21 protein-coding genes are annotated in these 21,692 nt (G+C 68.0%); 13 read left to right on the top strand and 8 right to left on the bottom strand.

Annotation, left to right across the window (positions count from 1 at the left end; all coding sequences use genetic code 11):
* Positions 1–3: 3 nt before the first annotated feature.
* The 8 genes from urtE (at position 4) to ureG (ending at position 6,307) form a co-directional block, all read left to right on the top strand.
* On the top strand, positions 4–696 hold the full coding sequence (urtE, locus tag R9B84_RS04520) for an urea ABC transporter ATP-binding subunit UrtE (protein WP_047900002.1): 693 nt from the start codon (positions 4–6) through the stop codon (positions 694–696).
* 142 nt (positions 697–838) lie between these two features.
* On the top strand, positions 839–1,714 hold the full coding sequence (locus tag R9B84_RS04515; RefSeq protein WP_423759374.1) for an urease accessory protein UreD: 876 nt from the start codon (positions 839–841) through the stop codon (positions 1,712–1,714).
* A 236-nt stretch (positions 1,715–1,950) separates the two neighbouring features.
* Positions 1,951–2,253, top strand: a complete 303-nt coding sequence (gene ureA / locus R9B84_RS04510; RefSeq protein ID WP_006406310.1) for an urease subunit gamma — start codon at positions 1,951–1,953, stop codon at positions 2,251–2,253.
* An 8-nt stretch (positions 2,254–2,261) separates the two neighbouring features.
* Positions 2,262–2,567 (top strand): urease subunit beta, encoded by a 306-nt coding sequence (locus R9B84_RS04505; protein ID WP_034182910.1) that lies wholly within the window; start codon positions 2,262–2,264, stop codon positions 2,565–2,567.
* Between the two features lie 40 nt (positions 2,568–2,607).
* Positions 2,608–4,314, top strand: a complete 1,707-nt coding sequence (gene ureC / locus R9B84_RS04500) for an urease subunit alpha (protein WP_047900000.1) — start codon at positions 2,608–2,610, stop codon at positions 4,312–4,314.
* Positions 4,315–4,345: 31 nt separating this feature from the next.
* A complete protein-coding gene (gene ureE, locus R9B84_RS04495; protein WP_423759373.1) occupies positions 4,346–4,975 on the top strand; it encodes an urease accessory protein UreE in 630 nt (209 codons plus the stop codon).
* On the top strand, positions 4,962–5,642 hold the full coding sequence (locus R9B84_RS04490; protein WP_423759372.1) for an urease accessory protein UreF: 681 nt from the start codon (positions 4,962–4,964) through the stop codon (positions 5,640–5,642). Before ureE ends, R9B84_RS04490 begins: the two co-directional genes overlap by 14 nt.
* A gap of 17 nt (positions 5,643–5,659) precedes the next feature.
* Entirely contained in the window at positions 5,660–6,307 is a 648-nt protein-coding gene (gene ureG, locus R9B84_RS04485) for an urease accessory protein UreG (RefSeq protein ID WP_423759371.1), read from the top strand.
* A 68-nt stretch (positions 6,308–6,375) separates the two neighbouring features.
* On the opposite strand, the gene waaA is transcribed toward ureG, so the two are convergent.
* The 4 genes from waaA to R9B84_RS04465 all read right to left on the bottom strand — a co-directional run bounded on the left by waaA (position 6,376) and on the right by R9B84_RS04465 (position 11,242).
* Positions 6,376–7,731, bottom strand: coding sequence for a lipid IV(A) 3-deoxy-D-manno-octulosonic acid transferase (waaA, locus tag R9B84_RS04480; RefSeq protein ID WP_423759370.1), 1,356 nt, complete (start codon positions 7,729–7,731; stop codon positions 6,376–6,378).
* A gap of 37 nt (positions 7,732–7,768) precedes the next feature.
* Complete coding sequence (locus R9B84_RS04475; protein ID WP_047899995.1) at positions 7,769–8,653, bottom strand: Kdo hydroxylase family protein; 885 nt, start codon at positions 8,651–8,653, stop codon at positions 7,769–7,771.
* A gap of 24 nt (positions 8,654–8,677) precedes the next feature.
* Complete coding sequence (gene waaC / locus R9B84_RS04470) at positions 8,678–9,673, bottom strand: lipopolysaccharide heptosyltransferase I (protein WP_423759369.1); 996 nt, start codon at positions 9,671–9,673, stop codon at positions 8,678–8,680.
* Between the two features lie 174 nt (positions 9,674–9,847).
* The gene (locus R9B84_RS04465) at positions 9,848–11,242 is read right to left on the bottom strand and encodes a phosphomannomutase/phosphoglucomutase (RefSeq protein ID WP_423759368.1); all 1,395 of its coding nucleotides are present in this window, start codon (positions 11,240–11,242) and stop codon (positions 9,848–9,850) included.
* A gap of 245 nt (positions 11,243–11,487) precedes the next feature.
* Here R9B84_RS04465 and R9B84_RS04460 point away from each other — a divergent pair, with 245 nt between their 5' ends.
* From R9B84_RS04460 to R9B84_RS04440, 5 genes are read left to right on the top strand one after another with little or no spacing between them, the layout of a single operon-like run.
* Complete coding sequence (locus tag R9B84_RS04460) at positions 11,488–12,744, top strand: lipopolysaccharide biosynthesis protein (RefSeq protein WP_423759367.1); 1,257 nt, start codon at positions 11,488–11,490, stop codon at positions 12,742–12,744.
* The gene (locus R9B84_RS04455; protein ID WP_423759366.1) at positions 12,741–13,565 is read left to right on the top strand and encodes a glycosyltransferase; all 825 of its coding nucleotides are present in this window, start codon (positions 12,741–12,743) and stop codon (positions 13,563–13,565) included. Before R9B84_RS04460 ends, R9B84_RS04455 begins: the two co-directional genes overlap by 4 nt.
* Before the next feature lie 52 nt (positions 13,566–13,617).
* Complete coding sequence (locus R9B84_RS04450) at positions 13,618–14,754, top strand: glycosyltransferase family 4 protein (protein WP_423759365.1); 1,137 nt, start codon at positions 13,618–13,620, stop codon at positions 14,752–14,754.
* A gap of 14 nt (positions 14,755–14,768) precedes the next feature.
* Positions 14,769–15,791 carry a UDP-glucose 4-epimerase GalE gene (gene galE / locus R9B84_RS04445; RefSeq protein WP_423759364.1) on the top strand — a complete coding sequence of 341 codons (1,023 nt, stop codon included), beginning with the start codon at positions 14,769–14,771 and terminating at the stop codon, positions 15,789–15,791.
* A 27-nt stretch (positions 15,792–15,818) separates the two neighbouring features.
* Complete coding sequence (locus R9B84_RS04440) at positions 15,819–16,925, top strand: MraY family glycosyltransferase (RefSeq protein ID WP_423759363.1); 1,107 nt, start codon at positions 15,819–15,821, stop codon at positions 16,923–16,925.
* An 88-nt stretch (positions 16,926–17,013) separates the two neighbouring features.
* Here the strand turns inward: R9B84_RS04440 and R9B84_RS04435 are convergent, their stop codons facing one another.
* From R9B84_RS04435 to R9B84_RS04420, 4 genes are read right to left on the bottom strand one after another with little or no spacing between them, the layout of a single operon-like run.
* Positions 17,014–18,888: a polysaccharide biosynthesis protein gene (locus R9B84_RS04435; RefSeq protein WP_423759362.1), complete on the bottom strand. Its 1,875-nt coding sequence runs from the start codon at positions 18,886–18,888 to the stop codon at positions 17,014–17,016.
* Between the two features lie 12 nt (positions 18,889–18,900).
* Positions 18,901–19,917 (bottom strand): MraY family glycosyltransferase, encoded by a 1,017-nt coding sequence (locus R9B84_RS04430; protein WP_423759361.1) that lies wholly within the window; start codon positions 19,915–19,917, stop codon positions 18,901–18,903.
* A gap of 5 nt (positions 19,918–19,922) precedes the next feature.
* Positions 19,923–20,888: a UDP-glucose 4-epimerase family protein gene (locus R9B84_RS04425; protein ID WP_423759360.1), complete on the bottom strand. Its 966-nt coding sequence runs from the start codon at positions 20,886–20,888 to the stop codon at positions 19,923–19,925.
* On the bottom strand, positions 20,885–21,685 hold the full coding sequence (locus R9B84_RS04420; protein ID WP_423759960.1) for a glycosyltransferase family 2 protein: 801 nt from the start codon (positions 21,683–21,685) through the stop codon (positions 20,885–20,887). Before R9B84_RS04420 ends, R9B84_RS04425 begins: the two co-directional genes overlap by 4 nt.
* Between the last annotated feature and the right edge of the window lie 7 nt (positions 21,686–21,692).

Below are 21,692 nucleotides of genomic sequence, written 5' to 3'. Positions count from 1 at the left end.
ACGATGCTGAAAATCGAAGCGCTGAACCAGTACTACGGCGGCAGCCATATCCTGCGCAACGTGAACCTCGCCGCCGACGACGGCAAGCTCACCGTGCTGCTCGGCCGCAACGGCGTCGGCAAGAGCACGTTGCTGCGCTGCCTGATGGGCGTGGTCGCCGCGAAAAGCGGCACCGTGTCGTGGCGCGGCACGGCGCTCGGCGCACTGCCGCCGTATGCGCGTGTCGCGGCCGGGCTCGCGTACGTGCCGCAGGGTCGCGACATCTTTCCACGGCTGACCGTCGAAGAAAACCTGCTCGTCGGCGCGGCAAGCCGCAAGGCGCCGTCGAAAGTGCCGGACCGCATCTACGACCTGTTCCCGGTGCTGAAGGACATGCGCGCGCGGCGCGGCGGCGACCTGTCGGGCGGCCAGCAGCAGCAGCTCGCGATCGGCCGCGCGCTGATGAGCGAACCGCAGTTGCTGATCCTCGACGAGCCGACCGAGGGCATCCAGCCGTCGATCATCCAGGACATCGGCCGCACGCTGCGCCAGCTCGTCGACGAATCGAACATGACGGTGCTGCTCGTCGAACAGTATTACGATTTCGCGCGCTCGATCGCGGACCGCTACTGGGTGATGAGCCGCGGCGAGATCGTCGCGGGCGGCGACGCGCGTGACATGGAAACGAACGGCGTGCGCGAACTGATCGCGGTGTGACGCGCGGCACGGCAGCGGGCACGGGCGGCCGGTTCGCGGAGCGGCCGCACGCGGCGCTTTCAACGAACGCGGCATCTGCATTATTGTTCCGGTAGCATCCACGTTCTTCGCGCCCGTTACCGTCGTTTCCCGCTCGCCGCCGATGTCCGCCCCCGATTCCCACGCCCCGCTGTCCCGCCCCGCCGTCGCCAAGTCGTGGCGCGGCCGCCTCGAACTCGGCTTCGAGCGGCACGGCGCGCGCACCACGCTCGCGCACCGGCTGCACGACGGCCCGCTGCGCGTGCAGCGGCCGCTGTACCCGGAAGGCGACGCGATCTGCCATGCGGTGATCGTCCACCCGCCGGGCGGAGTCGCGGGCGGCGACCGGCTCGACATCGACATCGCGCTCGGCGACGGCACGCACGCGGTGCTGACGACGCCCGGCGCGACCAAGTGGTACAAGTCGAACGGCCTCGATGCGACGCAGCGCATCGGTATTGCTGTCGGCGAGAACGCGAAGCTCGACTGGCTGCCGCAGAACAACCTGTTCTTCGACGCGGCGCACGCGTCGCTCGCCTTTTCGGTGACGCTCGGCGCAGGCGCCAGCGCGATCGGCTGGGACGCGACACAGCTCGGCCGGCAGGCGGCCGGCGAGACCTGGTCGGCGGGCCGCATCGCGTCGACCTCCGCGCTCGTCGGTGCCGACGGCCGGCCGCTGTGGACCGAGCGCGCACTGCTCGACGCGCACGATCCGCTGCGCGGCGCGCTGCAGGGCCTCGCAGGCTTTCCCGCATACGGCACGCTGTGGGCCGCCGGCGCCGCGTGCGACGCCGCGCTCGCCGAATCGCTCGCCGCGCGGATGCCGTTCGACGACACGCTGCGCGCGGGTGCGACCTGCGTGACGCCCGGCGTCGTGCTCGTGCGGGCGCTGTCGACGTCGATGGAAGCGCTGCAGCGCCACTTCACCGATTGCTGGCTGCAGCTGCGGCCGATCGTGCACGGCGTCGACGCACGGCCGCTGCGCCTCTGGCAAACCTGAGCGCACTCGCGCCACGCACCGTTTCGGCGCAGCAGCGCATCCGGCGCCGCACGTTACCCATGCATCGCGCACCACGAACGCGCATCGCGCCACGTTCCATGCACATGGCACGCGCCTTGCTGCTTACATAAGCGATACACGGCGCGCGCAAAACGGCGCGGTGCTACGATGACCTGCACGTCCGCCCGGTTCGGCGCGCACCGATAAAAATTACGTTTTCCTGAACGTTTGCCTTCATGAAACTGACTCCCCGAGAAAAGGACAAGCTGCTGATCTTCACGGCGGCGCTGCTGGCCGAACGCCGTCGCGCGCGCGGCCTGAAGCTCAACTATCCGGAGGCGGTCGCCTTCATCACCGCCGCGCTGATGGAAGCCGCGCGCGACGGCAAGACGGTCGCCGAGGTGATGCACTACGGCACGACGCTGCTCACGCGCGACGACGTGATGGACGGCGTGCCGGAAATGATTCCCGACATCCAGGTCGAGGCGACCTTCCCCGACGGCACGAAGCTCGTGACCGTCCACCATCCGATTCCGTGAGGCCACGCATGATCCCCGGCGAAATCCTCACCGACGACGGCGAGCACGAACTGAACGCGGGCCGCGAAACGCTGACGCTCGTCGTCGCGAACACCGGCGACCGCCCGGTGCAGGTCGGCTCGCACTACCACTTCTTCGAAGTCAACGACGCACTGTCGTTCGACCGCGCGGCCGCGCGCGGCTTCCGGCTCAACATCGCCGCCGGCACGGCCGTGCGCTTCGAGCCGGGCCAGACGCGCACCGTCGAGCTGGTCGCGCTCGCGGGCGATCGCGCCGTCTACGGTTTTCAGGGCAAGGTGATGGGGCCGCTTTGAGCGCACGCCCCATTCTTCAGGTCTTCAGGAACAGCACGAGATGACACTACGCTTGAGCCGCCGCGCGTACGCGGAAATGTTCGGGCCGACGACGGGCGACCGCGTCCGGCTCGCCGATACCGAACTGCTGATCGAGATCGAACGCGACTTCACGACCTACGGCGAGGAAGTGAAATTCGGCGGCGGGAAAGTGATTCGCGACGGGATGGGCCAGTCGCAGCGCGTGGCCGCCGACGTGCCCGACACGGTCATCACGAACGCGGTGATCCTCGATCACTGGGGCATCGTGAAGGCCGACATCGCGATCAAGCACGGCCGCATCGCCGCGATCGGCAAGGCCGGCAATCCGGACATCCAGCCGGGCGTGACGATCGCGATCGGCGCCGCGACCGAAGTGATCGCCGGCGAAGGGTTGATCGTGACCGCGGGCGGCATCGACACGCACATCCACTTCATCAGCCCGCAGCAGATCGACGAGGCGCTCGCATCGGGCGTCACGACGATGCTCGGCGGCGGCACGGGGCCGGCCACCGGCACCAACGCGACGACCTGCACGCCGGGCCCGTGGCACATGGAGCGGATGCTGCAGGCCGCCGACGGCTGGCCGATCAACCTCGGCTTCCTCGGCAAGGGTAACGCGAGCCTGCCCGAGCCGCTCGTCGAGCAGATCGCGGCCGGCGCGATCGGGCTGAAGCTGCACGAGGACTGGGGCACGACACCCGCCGCGATCGACAACTGCCTGTCGGTCGCCGACGACACCGACACGCAGGTCGCGATCCACACCGACACGCTGAACGAAGCCGGCTTCGTCGAATCGACGGTTGCCGCGTTCAAGGGCCGCACGATCCACACGTACCACACCGAAGGCGCGGGCGGCGGCCATGCGCCCGACATCCTGAAGGTGTGCGGCGAGGCGAACGTGCTGCCGTCGTCGACCAACCCGACGCGCCCGTACACGATCAACACGCTCGACGAGCATCTCGACATGCTGATGGTGTGCCATCATCTCGATCCGTCGATCGCCGAGGATCTCGCGTTCGCCGAATCGCGGATCCGCCGCGAGACGATCGCAGCCGAGGACATCCTGCACGATCTCGGCGCGCTGTCGATGCTGTCGTCCGATTCGCAGGCGATGGGCCGCGTCGGCGAAGTGATCATCCGCACGTGGCAGACCGCGCACAAGATGAAGGTACAGCGCGGCGCGCTGCCCGGGGACGGCGCGCGCAACGACAACTTCCGCGCGAAGCGCTACGTCGCGAAATACACGATCAACCCGGCGATCACGCACGGGATTGCGCACGAAGTCGGTTCGATCGAGCCCGGCAAGTGGGCCGACCTCGTGCTGTGGGAGCCGGCGTTCTTCGGGATCAAGCCGTCGATGATCCTGAAGGGCGGGATGATCGCGGTCGCGCAGATGGGCGACCCGAACGCGTCGATCCCGACGCCGCAGCCCGTCCACTATCGCGAGATGTTCGCGACGCGCGGCGGCGCGCTCGCGCGCACGTCGCTGACCTTCGTGTCGCAGATGGCGGCCGATGCGGGCATCGCGGAACGCTACGGCCTCGCGAAGCAGATCGTGCCCGTACGGAACTGCCGCAACGTGACGAAGGCCGACATGATCCACAACGCGTGGCGCCCGTCGATCAGCGTCGACCCCGAAACCTACGACGTGATCGCCGACGGCCAGTTGCTCACCTGCGAACCGGCGACGGTGCTGCCAATGGCGCAGCGCTATTTCCTGTTCTGATTTCCGGTTCCCGGTTCCCGGTTCCTGTCTCATGCGCACCCTCGACAAACGCATTGCCCCGAACGTGAAACTCGCCGCGTCGCTCGTCGCGCGCGCACCGACGCTCACGCTCGCCTATGACGCCCGCTGCAAGAGCCGCCTCGCGGCGACGCTCGACACCGGCGAGGACGTCGCGGTCCTGCTGCCGCGCGGCACCGTACTGCGCGACGGCGACGTGCTCGTCGCCGACGACGGTGCGCTCGTGCGCGTCGCCGCGGCGCCCGAGACCGTGCTGCTCGTGCGCGCGGCCGATCCGCTCACGCTGATGCGCGCCGCATACCACCTCGGCAACCGTCACACGCCGGTCGAGATTGGAGACGGCTACCTGAAGCTCGAAGCCGATCCGGTGCTCGCGGACATGCTGCGCCGGCTCGGCACGCAGGTCGAGGAGACGAGCGCGCCGTTCCAGCCAGAAGCCGGCGCGTACGGCGGCGGCCACAAGCACGGGCACGACGCAACGTTCGCCGAGGACTACGCGCTCGCGCAGCAGGTGTTCGGCGAACACCACGGGCATTCGCATTCTCATTCGCACGATCACGATCACGATCACGATCACGATCACGATCACGATCATCAGCATGGTCCCGGATGCACGCACGGCCACGGCCATGACCACCACTGAACTCGTCGCGCTGCTGCACCTCGCATCGCCGGCACTGCCGATCGGCGCGTACAGCTATTCGCAGGGCCTCGAAGCCGCGCTCGACGCGAACCTGATCCACGACGCCGATTCCGCGCGCGACTGGATCGCGAGCGGCCTGACCGACGTGCTCGCGCACGGCGAGTTGCCGTTCCTCGCGCACCAGCTCGCACGCTGGCATGCGCATGACGCGCACGCGCTCGCCACGGAGAACGCGTGGTTCGTCGCGAGCCGCGAATCGGCGGAACTGCGCCGCGAGACCGAACAGATGGGCTGGTCGCTCGCGCAGCTCTGCGCGTCGCTCGAATGGGGCGATGCCGCGCGCCGCGCGACGCTCGCGTCGATGTCGCCGGTCGCGCTGCCGACCGCATTCGCGTACGCGGCTGCCGCGCACGACGCCAGCGCCGACGCGACGCTCGCCGCGTACGCGTTCGGCTGGGTCGAGAACCAGACGTCCGCCGCGCTGAAGGCCGTGCCGCTCGGCCAGCTCGCCGGGCAACGCATCATCGTCGCGCTGCGCTGCGCGATCGACGCGGCCGTACGCCGCGCGCTCGCGACGCCGCCCGATGCCGTCAACACGTTCGCGCCGCAGCTGGGCATCCTGTCCGCGCGGCACGAAACCCAGTACTCGCGGTTGTTCCGCTCCTGAACACGACGCTACCCGCCATGAACGCACCTGCTTCCTCCTCCGCCCGCCGCACGAAGAAACTGCCGCCGCTGCGCGTCGGCATCGGCGGCCCCGTAGGCTCCGGCAAGACCACGCTGCTCGAAATGCTGTGCAAGGCGATGCGCGACAAGTACGACCTCGTCGCGATCACCAACGACATCTATACGAAGGAAGACCAGCGGCTGCTGACGGTGGCGGGCGCGCTGCCCGAGGAACGCATCATGGGCGTCGAGACGGGCGGCTGCCCGCATACGGCGATCCGCGAGGATGCGTCGATCAACCTCGAGGCCGTCGACCGGATGCTGTCGCGCTTTCCCGACGCCGACATCGTGTTCATCGAATCGGGCGGCGACAATCTCGCGGCAACGTTCAGCCCCGAACTGTCGGACCTGACGATCTACGTGATCGACGTCGCGGGCGGCGAGAAGATTCCGCGCAAGGGCGGCCCCGGCATCACGAAGTCCGACCTGCTCGTGATCAACAAGACCGATCTCGCGCCGCTGGTCGGCGCGAACCTCGACGTGATGGCGTCCGACACGAAGAAGATGCGCGGCGAGCGGCCTTACGTGATGACGAACCTGAAGGCGCTCGAAGGCGTCGCCGACGTGATCGCGTTCATCGAGAAGAAGGGCTTGCTGACGGTCTGAGCGTGCGCGACGCGGCGGCGGCACACGACGCCGCCACGCGTGCCCGGGCGGCATTGCGCCGCCTTCGTCTATTTGTCGGAAGTGTCCTGCCCGTCCTGCATCGCGCGCTCGCCGCGTTCGGCGGGCGGCAGCAGCGCCGCGAGCACGTCGACCGTGCGCGCGGTCGCGCCGCGGTGACGCGACGCGAACGCCGCGCCGGCCGCGCCCATCGCGATGCGCCGCGCCTTGTCGGCGAACAGCGCGTCGAGCACGTGCGCGAGATCGAGCGGATCCTCGACCTGCAGCGCAGCACCGGCCGCGACCGCGTCGGCGGTCGCCTGCGTGAAGTTGAACACGTGCGGCCCCATCAGCACCGGCACACCGACCGCGCACGCTTCGATCAGGTTCTGCCCGCCGAGCGGCAGCAGGCTGCCGCCGATGAACGCGATATCGGCGGCCGCGTAATACGCGCCGAGTTCGCCCATCGAATCGCCGAGCAGCACCGTCACGTCGCCTGGCAGCGGTTCGGCAGCCGGCTGGCCGGCCGCGAGCGCGGCCGCGTCGGCAGCCCACGCCGAGCGTCGCACGCACGTGAGCCCGCTGCGCTCGACCAGCGCCTCGACCTCGGCGAAACGCTGCGGATGACGCGGCACCAGCACCAGCAGCGCTCCGGGCGTGCGCATCGCCGCGAACGCCTGCAGCACCAGCGCCTCCTCGTTCTCGCGCGTACTGGCGGCGACCCACACGGGCCGCGCGCCGATCGCATCGCGCCACGCATGGCCGCGCGCCGCGAGTTCCGGCGGCGTCGCCATGTCGAACTTCAGGTTGCCGAGCACGGCCACGTTGCGTGCGCCGAGCGACGTCAGCCGCTCCGCATCGGCCGGGCTCTGCGCCAGCACGCGCGAGAAGCCGCCGAACACGTCGCGCGTCGCCGCGCCGAACTTCGCCGCGCGCCGGAACGAACGCGCGGACATCCGCGCATTGGTCAGCACGAGCGGCACGTCCGCGCGGCGGCACTCGTCGATCAGCGTCGGCCACACTTCGGTTTCCATCACGAGGCCGAGCGTCGGCCGCCATGCGCGCAGGAAGCGCCGCACCGCGCCCGGCATGTCGTACGGCAGGAAGCAGCGCAGCACGCGATCGCCGAAGATCTGTTCGCCGGTCGCGCGGCCGCTCGGCGTCATGTGCGTGAGCAGGATGCGCGCATCGGGGCGCGTGCGCATCAGCGCATCGATCAGCGGCTGCGCGGCGCGCGTCTCGCCGACCGATACCGCATGCACCCAGATCAACGGCGCACGGTCGTCGCGCGAGCGGCCCGCCACGCGGCCGAAGCGTTCGCCGATGTGCTCGCGATAGCCGCGCTCCTTGCGCGAGCGCACGTAGAGCCGGATGACCGCAGCGGGTGCGACGAGCCACCACAGCGCGCGATAGATCGCCCTCAGCATGCGGCGGCCCTCGTATTGCGTCGAAGCAGGTGTGCGCTCAAACCAGCGCCCTGCCCTTCAGGCGTTCGAGAATGCCGAGCGGCGCGCATTCGCGGCGGACCATCGCGTCGACCGGCAGGAAGAACGTCTGCTCGAGCATGAACTGGCCGGACATCACAGCATGCGAAGTCTGATCCGAGAAACATATCCACACGCTGCCCGGCGGGAACGGCATCGTCTGCTGCGGGCTCGTCTTCTGGTAGTCGAGATCGGCCTTCATGCTGTCGTGCAGGTTCAGCATCAGGTGGTCGTACGCGCTGCGCGGCGATTTCGTCACGTGCAGCAGGTTCAGCAGCCATGCGGCGCCCGGCAATTGCGGCTTGATGTGCGGCAGGAAGCGCTTCGCGACGTCTTCGAACGGCTCGCCGACACGCCACACGCGCGGCACGCCGGCCGGGTTCACGTTCGTGAACACGCGCAGGATGCGCTCGCCGTAGTTCGGCCGCGACGGGAACGCATCGACGTGCAGCCGGCTGTCGTCCTTGCGCCACGACGTCTGGCGCGTCTCGACCCGCATCAGCCGCAGGCTCGTCGGCGCGACGCGCAGCTTGCCGCGGTATTCGGGAAAGAGGCCGTCGACGAGCGTACCGGCCTGCTGCTGGAAGCGCGCGACGAGCGCGCGCACGGCCGACTGCGTGACGCTGTCGCCGAGCACACCGGCGAGCGCGCCGCCGTTCGGCGCGAGGCTGATGTTCTTGCGTTTCGGATCGGCGAGCGCCGGATCGAGCAGCGCTTCCTCGCCGCCTTCGATCGCGAAGCGCAGGTGCGGGAAATACAGCACCTTGCCTTCCTCGACCGCGGCCAGCAACTGCTCGCGCGGCGCCGACAGGTTGTGTCCGCTCCAGTCGGCGGACGGGACTTCGATGATCTGGGATTCGCTCATGATCGGTTCGCGTGTATGACAGCGTTACAGGAGACCGAAGCCCGCGAGCGCCGACTTCACCTGCGCGATCGACGGGGGTTGCCCCGCCGTGCCGAGATTGACGACGTTCGGCGACCAGTAGCCGCCGGTCCGCCAGGCCGTCGCAAAATTGTACAGTTCGACCGTCGGACGCTTCAGCGCGGCCGCGATGTGAACCAGACCTGTATCAACCCCGACGGTCGCGGCCGCGCCGTCGATCAGCCCGACCACGGCCGGCAGCGACAGCTTCGGCGGCACGATCGCCGCCGCGCCGAACTCTTTCGCGAGCCGCTCGCTCGTCGCGCGCTCCGCGTCGTTGCCCCACGGCAGCACGAGCGACGCGCCGCGCCGCACGAGCGCCTGGCCGAGCTCGATCCAGGCGGCGTCCGGCCATTGCTTGTCGGCGCGCGACGTCGCATGGACGAACACCACATACGGCACCGGCAGGTTCAGGCCGAGCGCGGCCACCGCGAGCGCCGCCGCGCGCGTGTCGAGGCCGAAGTCGACCGGATCGGCCGGCGTCGGCGCCGGATCGCCCAGCGCGGCCGCGACGAGTTGCCGCGACCGCTCGACAACATGCGTGCGCGGCGCGATCGGCACGCGCTTGCGGTAGAAGAAGCGCACGGGCCACTCGTAGCCGGCGCCGTCGGTGCGGTTGCCGAGCCCGACGAGCGGGCCGCGCGCCCAGCTCGCGACCCAGGCCGTCTTGATGAGGCCCTGGCAGTCGATCACGAGGTCGTACTGCTCGGCCGCGAGGCGCTGGCGGAATGCGCGGATCTCGCGCCACGTGGCGCCCGAGAACGGCTTCTTGCGCCAGCGGCGCAGCGAGAACGGCAGCACGTTGCGCACGCCGTCGACGAGCCGCACGAGGTCGACGAAGCTTTCCTCGACGAGCCAGTCGATCTGCGCATCGGGGTGGCGGCGCCGGATATCGGCGATCACCGGCATGTTGTGCACGACGTCGCCCAGCGACGACACGCGCACGATCAGGATCTTTTGCACGCTGAAAAAACGCCGGCTGACAGCCGGCGACAGACAGAAAAGAGCGATTTTATCGCGCCCGGGGGAGCAGACAGACAAAAAGCGGCCGCACGCCTTGGCGTGCGCCGCTTTTCGGGGATGGCGCGGCCGGTGAATTGGCTGTCGCGCCTTCAGCGGCCCGCAGGCCGCCGACGCTCAGAACGGCAGCTTGACGTCCGGCTTCGCGGCCGTCAGCACGCGGCGGAAGTCTTCCTGGATGCGCTTGAGCCCTTCCTGCGTCTCCGACTCGAAACGCATCACGACGACCGGCGTCGTGTTCGACGAACGCGCGAGGCCGAAGCCGTCCGGGTATTCGACACGCAGGCCGTCGATCGTCACGACTTCCTCGGCGCCGTCGAACTTCGCCTCTTTCTGCAGCTTGTCGATCAGGCGGAAGTTCTCGCCCTCGTCGAGCCAGAGCTGCAGTTCGGGCGTGCTCATCGCATCCGGCAGCCCGTTGAGCAGCGCGCTCGGGTCGGCCGCCTTCGTGAGGATCTCGAGCAGGCGCGCACCCGTGTAGAGGCCGTCGTCGAAGCCGTACCAGCGATCCTTGAAGAACACGTGGCCGCTCATTTCACCGGCGAGCGGCGCACCCGTCTCGCGCAGCTTCGCCTTCACGAGCGAGTGGCCCGTCTTCCACATCAGCGGCTCGCCGCCCTTCGACTTCACCCACTGCGCGAGGTTACGCGTGCACTTCACGTCGTAGATGATCTGCGCACCCGGGTTGCGCGACAGCACTTCTTCCGCGAACAGCATCAGTTGGCGGTCCGGATAGATGATCTGGCCGTCCTTCGTGACGACGCCGAGGCGGTCGCCGTCGCCGTCGAACGCGAAGCCGAGTTCGGCATCGGTGTCCTTCAGCGCCTGGATCACGTCCTGCAGGTTTTCCGGGTGCGCGGGATCGGGGTGATGGTTCGGGAACGTGCCGTCGATGTCGGTGAAGCGCTCGACGAGTTCGCAGCCGAGCGCCTTGAACAGGCGCGTCGCGAGCGGGCCCGCGACGCCGTTGCCGGCGTCGACGACGAGCTTGATCGGCCGCGCGAGCTTCACGTCGCCGACGATGCGCGCGATGTACTGGTCGGCGACGTCGACCTGCTCGTAGGTGCCGCTGCCCGTCTCGAAGCGCTCGTCGACGATGCGGCGGTACAGCGCCTGGATCTGCTCGCCGTAGATCGCGGCGCCGCGCAGCACCATCTTGAAGCCGTTGTAGTCGGGCGGGTTGTGGCTGCCCGTGACGACGATGCACGAATCGACGCGGCGCTCGCCGCCCTTCAGCGCAAGCGGCACGCTCGCCGCGAAATAGCCGACCGGCGTGGGCACCATGCCGACGTCGACGACGTCGACGCCCGCCGCACGCAGGCCGTCGGCGAGTGCGCCGACGAGCTCGGGGCCGGACAGGCGGCCGTCGCGCGCGACGACGACCGCGTCGCCGCCCTGGGCGCGCACTTCGCTGCCGAATGCCCGGCCGATTCCGCGCGCCGTGTCGACGTCGAGCGTCTTGCCGACTACGCCACGAATGTCATATGCCTTGAAGATGGATTGGGAGATCATCGATTCTCTTCTCTCAGTTGCGTGCATGGAAAATTGCCTGGCCGCGTCTCGCCGGTGCCGCGCATGATACATGGAGGCCCTGCGAAACAAGGAACGGAACGGCTGGAGCGGCCCCGATCCCACTTATAATCGCGGGTTTTGATGACGCGCATGTCGCCCATTTTAATGCCTAGCCGACCCGCCGCCGCCAACCTGCAGCCTCCGGGCGCCCTGCCGGCCGCCCTGCGCGCGTGCGGCCGCCGCGCATGCTGAAGCGCTTCGGCAACCCGGATGTCGCGAAGGCCGTCGCGAACCTCGTCTGGCTGGGGCTCGAACGGCTGACGCAGATCGGCGTCGCGATCGCGATCAGCGGTCTTCTGGCCCGTTATTTCGGGCCGGATGTGTTCGGCAAATGGCAGTATGCGAATACGCTCCTCCTGGTACTGGCGCCACTCACCTGGGTGTGCGGCGCGGAAATCCTCGTTCCGACCATCGTCCAGCGCCCGCCCGCCCAGCTCGGCGCGGTGCTCGGCAGCGCGTTCGCGCTGCGCATCGTCGTATCGGCCGCCGCGCTCGTCGCGACCTGGATCGCGATCGCCGCGGGCGCCTTCGATCCGCTGGTCGGCGCGATGCTCGCGGGGCTGGCGGTCACGATGGTGTTCCGCGAGCCGTTCGTCGGCGTGATCAACGCGTGGCTGCAAAGCCTGACCTACAGCAAGCCGCAGCTCGTCGCCAGCATGATCACCGCGCTGGCGAAAGCGCTGCTCGTCTGGCTGCTGGTCCGCGCGGCCGCCGGCCCCGCGCGCTTCGCGTGGCTGTGGGCGCTCGAGGCCGCCGCGATCGGCTTCGCGCTGCTGCTGTACTACCGGCATCGTAACGGCGGCGCGCTCGGCTGGACGTTCGACAAACCGCTGTTCAGGCACTTTGCGACGGCCGGCACCGTGTTCTGGCTCGGCCTCATCTGCATGTACCTGTTCCTGAAGCTCGACCGCCTGATGCTCGAGCGTCACGTGTCGTTCGCCGATCTCGGCCGCTACTCGGCCGCGCAGCAGCTCAACGAGAACTGGATCACGCTCGCGCTGATGCTTGCGCAGACGATCGCGCCCGCATTCGTCTACCGCGTGCAGGACGTCGCGCGGCTGCGCCGCAACATCGTCCGGCTGATCGCGATGACGGCCGGCCTGATGACAGTCGGCGCGCTCGTGCTCGACGCGGCCGCCCCGCTGATCATCGGCAAGGTGTTCGGCCGCGGCTACGAGGCATCGGTCGACATCTTCCGCTGGGCCGTCTGGCTGTCCGTGCCGGCCGGCATCGAGGCGATAGGCAATCTTATCGTTCTCAAATATCAAGCAAAATTCGTGTTGCTGTCGAAATGGCTGCTCGCGCTGGCGATCGCCGCGCTCGTCAACCTGTTCGCGATCCCGCGGCTCGGCCTGTACGGCGCGCTCGTCGGGCTGGCGGCCGGCTACCTGGCCGCCTCCGCCGTCAACCTTTGTTACATCCGTTTCAAGCTGCGAACATGACGTCCCCCGCTTGCCCGCCCCCGCTCGACGACGTGGCCGTGCTGATGCCGGCCTACAACGGGCATGAAGACGTCGTCCGGACCCTGGCCTCGTTTCGCGAGGACGCGCCCGTGCACGTGCTGATCGTCGACGACGGCAGCACGCCGCCGATCGTCGCGCCCGACCTGCCCGGCCTCGCGATCGAGGTGCTGCGCATGCCGCAGAACGGCGGTATCGAGCGCGCGCTCGCGGCCGGCATCGACGCGCTCGCGGCGCGCGGCTTTCGTTATGCGGCGCGCATCGACGCGGGCGATCTCGCCGCGCCGCAGCGCCTCGCGAAACAGCGCGCGTATCTCGGTGCCCATCCGCGCGTGGCCTGCGTCGGCATGTGGACGCAGGTCGTGTCGCGCGCCGGCGAGCCGCGCTTCATGCTGACGCCGCCCGCCGATCCGCGCACGCTGCGCCGCACGCGCTTCCTGCGCTCGCCGCTCGTGCATCCGTCGGTGATGCTGCGCGTCGACGCCGTGCTGGAAGTCGGCAACTATCGCGCGAAATACCGCGCGGCCGAGGATCTCGATCTTTTTTTACGGTTAATGCAACGCTACGATTGCGCGAACCTGCCGGAACTCGGCCTCTATTACGAACTCAACGAGGGCGGGATCAGCGCGACCAAACGCCGGCGCCAGCTGGTATCGACGCTGTCGCTGCTGCTGCGCCACTTCAACGCGCTGAACCCGTACGACTGGGCCGGCCTCGCCAAGAACCTGCTGCATTTCGTGACGCCGTACCGCACGCTGCAGCGGATCAAGCAGACGCTGTTCGCCGCGCGGCCGTCCGCTTGACGCGGATCCGGCCCCCTTCGGCATTTTCGACGCTTTATTTTTTTCTTTTTTCATGTCCGCCACCTCCCCGCTGCGCATCGCGCTCGTCTGCAACACGGCCTGGGCGATCTACACGTACCGCCAGGGTCTGATCCGTGCGCTCGTCGCGCGCGGCGCCGAGGTCATCGTGATCGCGCCGCACGACCGCACCGTGCCGCTGCTCGAGCAGATGGGCTGCCGCTACGTGGCGCTCGCGGTCGCGTCGAAAGGCACGAGCCCGCGCGAGGATCTCGGCACGCTCGCCGCGCTGGTGCGTCACTACCGTGCGCTGCAGCCCGATCTCGTGTTCCACTACACGATCAAGCCGAACATCTACGGTTCGGTCGCCGCGTGGCTCGCGCGCGTGCCGTCGATCGCGGTCACGACGGGGCTCGGTTACGTCTTCATCCAGAAAAGCCGCGCGGCGAGCGTCGCGAAACGGCTATACCGGTTCGCGTTCCGCTTCCCGCGTGAAGTCTGGTTCCTGAACCGCGACGATCTCGCGACCTTCACCGACGAGCAGTTGCTCGCGCATCCCGACCGCGCACGGCTGCTGCACGGCGAAGGCGTCGATCTCGAACAGTTCGCGCCCGCGCCGCTGCCCGGCGACGACGCGCCCGTCTTCATCCTGATCGGCCGGCTGCTGTGGGACAAGGGCGTGCGCGAATACGTGGAGGCCGCGCGTGTCGTGCGGGCCCGCTTCCCGAACGCGCGCTTCCAGTTGCTCGGGCCGCTCGGCGTCGACAATCCAAGCGCGATCGGCCGCGCGGATGTCGACGCGTGGGTCGGCGAAGGCATCGTCGAGTATCTTGGCGAAGCGCACGACGTGCGCCCGCACATCGCGGCCGCCGATTGCGTCGTGCTGCCGTCGTACCGCGAAGGCGTGCCGCGCACGCTGATGGAAGCCTCGGCGATGGGCCGCCCGATCGTCGCGACCGACGTGCCGGGCTGCCGCGACGTCGTCGCCGACGGCGAAACGGGCTTCCTGTGCCGCGTGCGCGACAGCGCGAGCCTCGCGGAGCAACTGCTCCGCATGATCGAACTCGGAACGGCCGGACGCGACGCGATGGGCGTGCGCGGCCGGCAGAAGGTCACGGCGGAATTCGACGAGCAGCAGGTCGTCGAACGTTACCGGCAGACCATTCATTCGTTGACAGGCATCACCCTCTGAAGGAGCGCATCAGCATGACCGCTAAAGGCACCATCCTCGTTACCGGCGGTGCGGGCTACATCGGCTCGCACACGGCCGTCGAGCTGCTCGACAACGGCTACGATGTCGTGATCGTCGACAACCTCGTCAACAGCAAGGCCGAATCCGTGCGGCGCATCGAGCAGATCACGGGCAGGACGCCCGCGTTCCACCAGGTCGACGTGTGCGACGAAGCCGCGCTCGCGAAGGTGTTCGACGCGCACCCGATCACCGGCACGATCCATTTCGCGGCGCTCAAGGCCGTCGGCGAATCGGTCGCGAAACCGCTCGAGTACTACCAGAACAACATCGGCGGCCTGCTCGCCGTGCTCAAGGTCATGCGCGAGCGCAACGTCAAGCAGTTCGTGTTCAGCTCGTCCGCGACCGTGTACGGCGTGCCCGAGCGCTCGCCGATCGACGAATCGTTCCCGCTGTCCGCGACGAACCCGTACGGCCAGTCGAAGCTGATCGCCGAGCAGGTCCTGCGCGACCTCGAGGTGTCGGACCCGGCGTGGCGCATCGCGACGCTGCGCTACTTCAACCCGGTCGGCGCGCATGCGAGCGGGCTGATCGGCGAAGACCCGGCCGGCATCCCGAACAACCTGATGCCGTATGTCGCGCAGGTCGCGGTCGGCAAGCTGGAAAAGCTGCGCGTGTTCGGTTCCGACTACCCGACGCCGGACGGCACGGGCGTGCGCGACTACATCCACGTCGTCGATCTCGCGAAGGGGCACATCGCCGCGCTCGACGCGCTGGCGAAGCGCGACGCGAGCTTCGTCGTGAACCTCGGCACGGGCCAGGGCTACAGCGTGCTGGAAGTCGTGCGCGCGTTCGAGAAGGCGTCGGGCCGCCCGGTGCCGTACGAGCTCGTCGCGCGCCGCCCGGGCGACATCGCCGAGTGTTACGCGAACCCGCAGGCCGCGGCCGACATCATCGGCTGGCGCGCGACGCTCGGCATCGACGAAATGTGTGCCGACCACTGGCGATGGCAGGAAGGGAACCCCCGCGGTTTTGTATAATCCGCTGTCCATTTTTCGAGCGATCCCATGCTCAGCTTCGCGTCCGGCTTTATCGTCTCCCTGCTCGTCACGCTGTTCATCGTGCGCTACGCGCACCTTCACGAGAAATTCTCGATCGACAGCGACCTGGCCGGCGTGCAGAAATTCCACGTGCGGCCCGTGCCGCGGGTCGGGGGCATCGGGATCCTCGCGGGCGTCGTCGCATCGGCACTGATCCTGCTCGGGCGTTATCCGACGATCGCCGGCAGCATTCTGGGCATCGCCGCCTGCGGGTTGCCGGCATTCCTGTCCGGCCTCGTCGAGGACCTGACCAAGCGCGTGTCGCCGCGCGCGCGGCTGCTCTGCACGATGGGCGCGGCCGCGCTCGCGTTCGGGGTGATGGGCATCGCGGTCAAGCGCATCAGCGTGCCGCCGCTCGATTTCCTGCTCGGCTACGTCGCCATTTCGGCGTTCGTCACGGTGCTCGCGGTCGCGGCGCTCGCGAATGCGATCAACATCATCGACGGCTTCAACGGGCTTGCGTCGATGGTCAGCTTCATGATGTTCGCGTCGCTCGCGTACGTGGCGTTCCAGGTCCGCGACCCGGTCGTGATGTCCGCGTCGATCATCATGATGGGCGCCGTGCTCGGCTTTTTCCTGTGGAATTTCCCGGCCGGGCTGATCTTCCTCGGCGACGGCGGCGCGTATTTCATCGGCTTCATGCTCGCGGAGCTCGCGATCCTGCTCGTGATGCGCAACCGCGAGGTATCCGCGTGGTACCCGGTGCTGCTGTTCATGTACCCGATCTTCGAGACCTGCTTCTCGATCTACCGGAAGAAATTCATCCGCGGGATGTCGCCCGGCATTCCGGACGGCGTGCACCTGCACATGCTCGTGTACAAGCGGCTGATGCGCTGGGCCGTCGGCACGAAGCATGCGCACGACCTGACCCGCCGCAATTCGCTGACGTCGCCGTACCTGTGGCTGCTGTGCCTCGTCGCGGTGATTCCCGCGACGCTGTTCTGGCGGCACACGGTGCACCTGTTCGTGTTCGTCGTGCTGTTCGCGCTGACCTACGTGTGGCTGTACATCAGCATCGTGCGGTTCAGGGCGCCGAGGTGGATGGTGGTGCGCAAGCACCGGCACGGGCGCTGAGCCGTTCGCGGCCAGGCATGAAGAAAAGCGCCCCGCGGGGCGCTTTTCTTTGGGCCGGATCGCCCGCCGTGTGGAGGCCGCACGGCCGTCAGCGGTTCGACGCGACCCGCACGCTCTTCAGCGCCGGAACGGCGGCTGTCTGATACTCGGGCACCCAGCGTCGCAAATCGCGCCGCACTTCGTCATCAGACAGCACGCGATGCTGCATCAGCCACGGCAGCAGCTCGTCGAGTAAATTGTCCGGCACTTCCCGCGCGCGCGCGATCCGCAGTTTCGGGTGCGGCGTGCGCGTCGTCGCCTCGTCGTCCGCGAGCAGTTCCTCGTAGAGCTTCTCGCCCGGCCGCAGCCCGGTGAACTCGATCCGGATCTGTTCTTCCGAGAAACCGTACAGGCGGATCAGGTCGCACGCGAGATCGACGATCTTCACCGGTTCGCCCATGTCGAGAATGAAGATCTCGCCGCCATGCCCCATGCTCGACGCCTGCAGCACGAGCTGCGATGCTTCCGGGATCGTCATGAAGAAACGCGTGATCTCCGGATGCGTGACCGTCACCGGGCCGCCCTTCGCGATCTGCTGCTGGAACTTCGGGATCACGCTGCCCGCGCTGCCGAGCACGTTGCCGAAGCGCACGGTCTCGAACTGCGTGCGCCCACTCGTCTGCTGCAGCGCCTGGCAGGCCATTTCGGCGAGGCGCTTGCTCGCGCCCATCACGTTGGTCGGATTGACGGCCTTGTCGGTCGAGATCAGCACGAAGTGACGCACGTCGTGGCGGATCGCCGCGCGGGCCACGCGATACGTGCCGAGCACGTTGTTGCGCAGCGCCTGCCAGGCGTTGTGCTCCTCCATCAGCGGCACGTGCTTGTAGGCGGCCGCATGGAACACGATGTGCGGCGCGTGGCGCGACATCACCTGGTCGAGCAGCAGCGAATCCTTCGCATCGCCGATGATCGGCAGAACCGGCAAGTCGGGGAAGCGCTCGCGCAGTTCCTCGGTGAGCCGGTACATCGCGTATTCGGACAGGTCGAACGCGACAAGCTGCGCCGGCGCGAAACGCAGGATCTGCCGGCACAGCTCGGAGCCGATCGAACCACCCGCGCCCGTCACCATCACGACGCGACCGCGCAGCAGCGCCTCGACGTGCGGCGTGTCGATCGTCACGGCGTCGCGGCCAAGCAGATCCTCGAGATCGATGTTCCGCACCTGCGACAGGAAGCCCTGCCCCGGCATCAGCGCGGTCAGCGAAGGCAGCACCATCGCCTTCACGCCGGCCCGCACGCACAGCGTCGCGACGCGCCGCTGCACCTCGACCGACGCGGACGGAATCGCGATGATCGCGTACTCGACCTTCATCGCGTCGGTCCAGTGCTTCAGATCGTTGAACGACCCCAGCACCTTGTAGCCGTAGATCTCGCGACCCTGCTTCGTGACGTCGTCGTCGAGCAGGCCGACGAGGCGCCATTCGCCGGAGCGCGACAGTTCGCGCGCGAGGCTCGCGCCGGCCGTACCGGCGCCGAGCACCAGCACCGGCTTGCCCTTCCCGACGAGCCCGCCGTACAGGTAGTACTCCTTCGTCGCGCGATACAGCGCGCGTGCGCCGCCCATCACCAGGAACAGCATCAGCGGCGACACGAGCAGCACCGAGCGCGGAATGATCGGCGTCGGCTGGAACATCACGGCGCCGATCATCACGATCACGCCGCCACCGGCCACCGCCTTCGAGATGCGCATCAGGTCGGGCAGGCTCGCAAACACCCACAATCCGCGATACAGGCCGAACCCGTGGAACATCAGCGCGTACACGGGCAGCGCCCATGTCAGCGCCATCAGCGCGCCGCTCAGGAATTCATGCGGAACACTGCCATTGAAACGAACGAGATAAGCGAACAACCATGCGGCGACAACCGCCGTCAGGTCGAACAGGAAAGCACTCAGTGACAGCCACGATGCTTTGGATCGCAACATCGGCGGGAAACCTCAAGAGTTGTTTTCGGCGGCCGACTGAAACCGGCGCCAACGCATGTCGATCAACCATCCGAACCATGCCAGGACGCCATACCACGCGATGAACGACAGCCATTGCTGCAGTTCGGGTCGGCCCCTTGCCCACACGGCGACAATTATGCCCGCGAGCATGATGAGGTACCAATAAAGAGCGGTCCGACCGTGACCTACGCCCGATCGGACCATCCTTTGATAATAGTGCTCGCGATGCGCTTGCCAGAACTTTTCGCCGCGTAACAGGCGTCTCGAAAGTGTTACAGATGCATCGGCAATAAAGGGCGCAAACACCATCGCGGGAAACCAGATCGGCCAGACGCCGGTACGCCAGCCCCAGTAGCCCAGCGCGCCGGCCAGGAATCCGAGCGGAATCGAGCCGGCATCACCGAGGAACAGCCTGGCCGGGTGGAAATTGAGCAGAAGAAAGCCCAGCGCCGCGCCGGCGATCGCCGCGCCCGCCACGACGAGATCGGGCGACGCGTGCGCGCCACCCAGCGCCGCGACCGCGTACCCGCCGAAACCGAACAGCGCCATGCCACCCGCGAGGCCGTCGGCACCATCCATGAAGTTGTACAGGTTCGTCAGCCAGACCATCGCGAAGCCCACGCCGGCGAGCAGCCACCAGGGTGCGTCGGCCGGAAAGACGACGATCAGCGCGACGACTGCCGCGAGGTGCGCCGAGAACCGCACGCGGGCCGGCAGCCCGCGCCGGTCGTCGATCTGCGACATCGCGGCCAGCCCCGCGGCAGCGATGGCGATCAGCCACAGTCGCGGCGCCAGCGCCAGCAGCGCAACGATGCATACCGGCACGATGCCCCATCCGCCGACGCGCGGCGTCGGCAGCGTATGGAGCGAACGGTCGTTCGGAATGTCGGTGGCGAGGCGCCATGCGAGGCCGGTCGCAAGCAGCATGCGCAGGATGGCCGTCGATGCGATGGCGGCGACCAGCGCCACCACGACCGCAGCAGGCCATGTGGAGATCGGGAAATGCATGTCGACTATTGTTGTGTATCGCGCGAACGATACCATGCGGCGGTCGCGTCGAGGCCCTGGCGGGTCGTATAGGGCGGATGCCAGTCGAGCACGCGCCTGATCCGGCCCGTATCGAGCTGCAGGCTGCCCGTCAGGCGGTCGATGGCCGCGCTGCGGCCGGTCAGCTTCCCGAGCACGCGCAGCAGCACCGGAGGCACCGAGATCAGCCGCGCCGGCTTGCCGAGCGCGTCGCCGACCAGACGCAGCAGGCCCGCGACCGACTGCGCGTCGTCGTCGGCGACATGGAAGCATTCGCCGGCCGCGCGCGGGTCGATTGCGCAACGCAGCAGCGCATCGGCGAGGTTGTCGACGTAGACGATGCTGCGGCGCGCGGAAACGGCGCCGAGCGGCAACGGCATCCCGCGCGCGACCGCGTCCATCATCCGCAGGAAGTTGGCGCGGACGGCCGGACCATAAACGAGCGGCGGACGAACGACAACGACGTCGAGCCCTGCCGACGTCCCGAACTGGGCGAGTTGCCGCTCCGCGCGCAGCTTCGAACGGCCGTATGCATCCTGCGGATCGGGTTCGAACGCTTCCGACAGCGGCACGCCGCCGTCGCCCTCGCCGACCGCCTTGATGCTGCTCGCGAACACGATGCGGCGTACGCCGTGATTGCGCGCCGCCTCGGCGAGACGCAGCGTGCCGCCGACGTTGGTGGCGTCGAACGCGGCGTCGGGATCGGGCGACTCGTCGCGCATCACGTGCACGCGGGCGGCGAGATGGATCACGCAATCGGCGGCCAGGTCGACCGGCCACGCTTCATCCAGGCCATCGAAATCGGCGGTGCCGTGCACCCATTCGCGCACGCCGTCGATGCAGCCGCCCGGACGCCGTACCAGTGCGGTAACGGTATGCCCGTCCTGCAGCGCGCGACGGCAGACCGCACGGCCGACGAAGCCGTTCGCACCGGTGACGACGACGTGACTCACCAAAGCCTCCAGCCGAAGCGCTTGTAGAACTTGAAGGCCGATGCGGCGAACATGCGGATGTGCGCGAACCCCTTGCGGGATGCGCCGCCGCCGTGATGGGCCACGCGCACCGACGGGACGTAGGCGACACGGGCAACGTCGTGCGTGCGCAGGCTGAGGTCGTAGTCTTCGAAGTACAGGAAGTAGCGCGGGTCGAAGCCGCCGAGTTTCTTCAGGACTTCCGTGCGGAACAGCATGAAGCAGCCGCTGACGATGGGGGGGGCCCAGACGACGTCGCGGTCGTTGACCACGTCGCGCATTTCGTAGCGGGCGAGGCGACGACTAAAAGGCTTCCGGAGGGGTTTGGGCAGGAATCCCCGGGCGAACAGATCGAGCAGTGCCGGATAACGTCTGCAGAGGTATTGCATATCCCCGCGCTCATCCTCGATTTGCGGCGTAATGAGGCCGACGTCGGAATGTGCGTTGAGGAAATCGAATGCCGCCACCAGCGAATTCGCATCCAGGTCGACATCCGGATTCAGGATCAAATGATAGGAACTGGCTGCCTGCTCGATAGCAAGATTGTGGCCGCGACCGTATCCGACGTTGCCATGGTCTCCGATGCGGATACAGCTGATTTTGTGTGAACGCAATGCATCGAGCGCCGGTAGCGATTTCGGCCCATCGCCGTTGTCGACAAGATACAGCGTCGCCCCAGCGCCCGGACGCACGGCACCCAGCCGCTCGAGCGCGTCGAGCAAACTCGAGAGCGTGTCCGTCAATTGCCCCAGATTCGGCCTGTAGACAACGATCGACACCGTCAGA

Source organism: Burkholderia sp. NLJ2 (assembly GCF_049487195.1).
GTDB lineage: Bacteria > Pseudomonadota > Gammaproteobacteria > Burkholderiales > Burkholderiaceae > Burkholderia > Burkholderia pyrrocinia.
The sequence above is the reverse complement of the archived record's forward strand: the minus strand, read 5'-3'. Positions and strand labels throughout refer to the sequence as shown.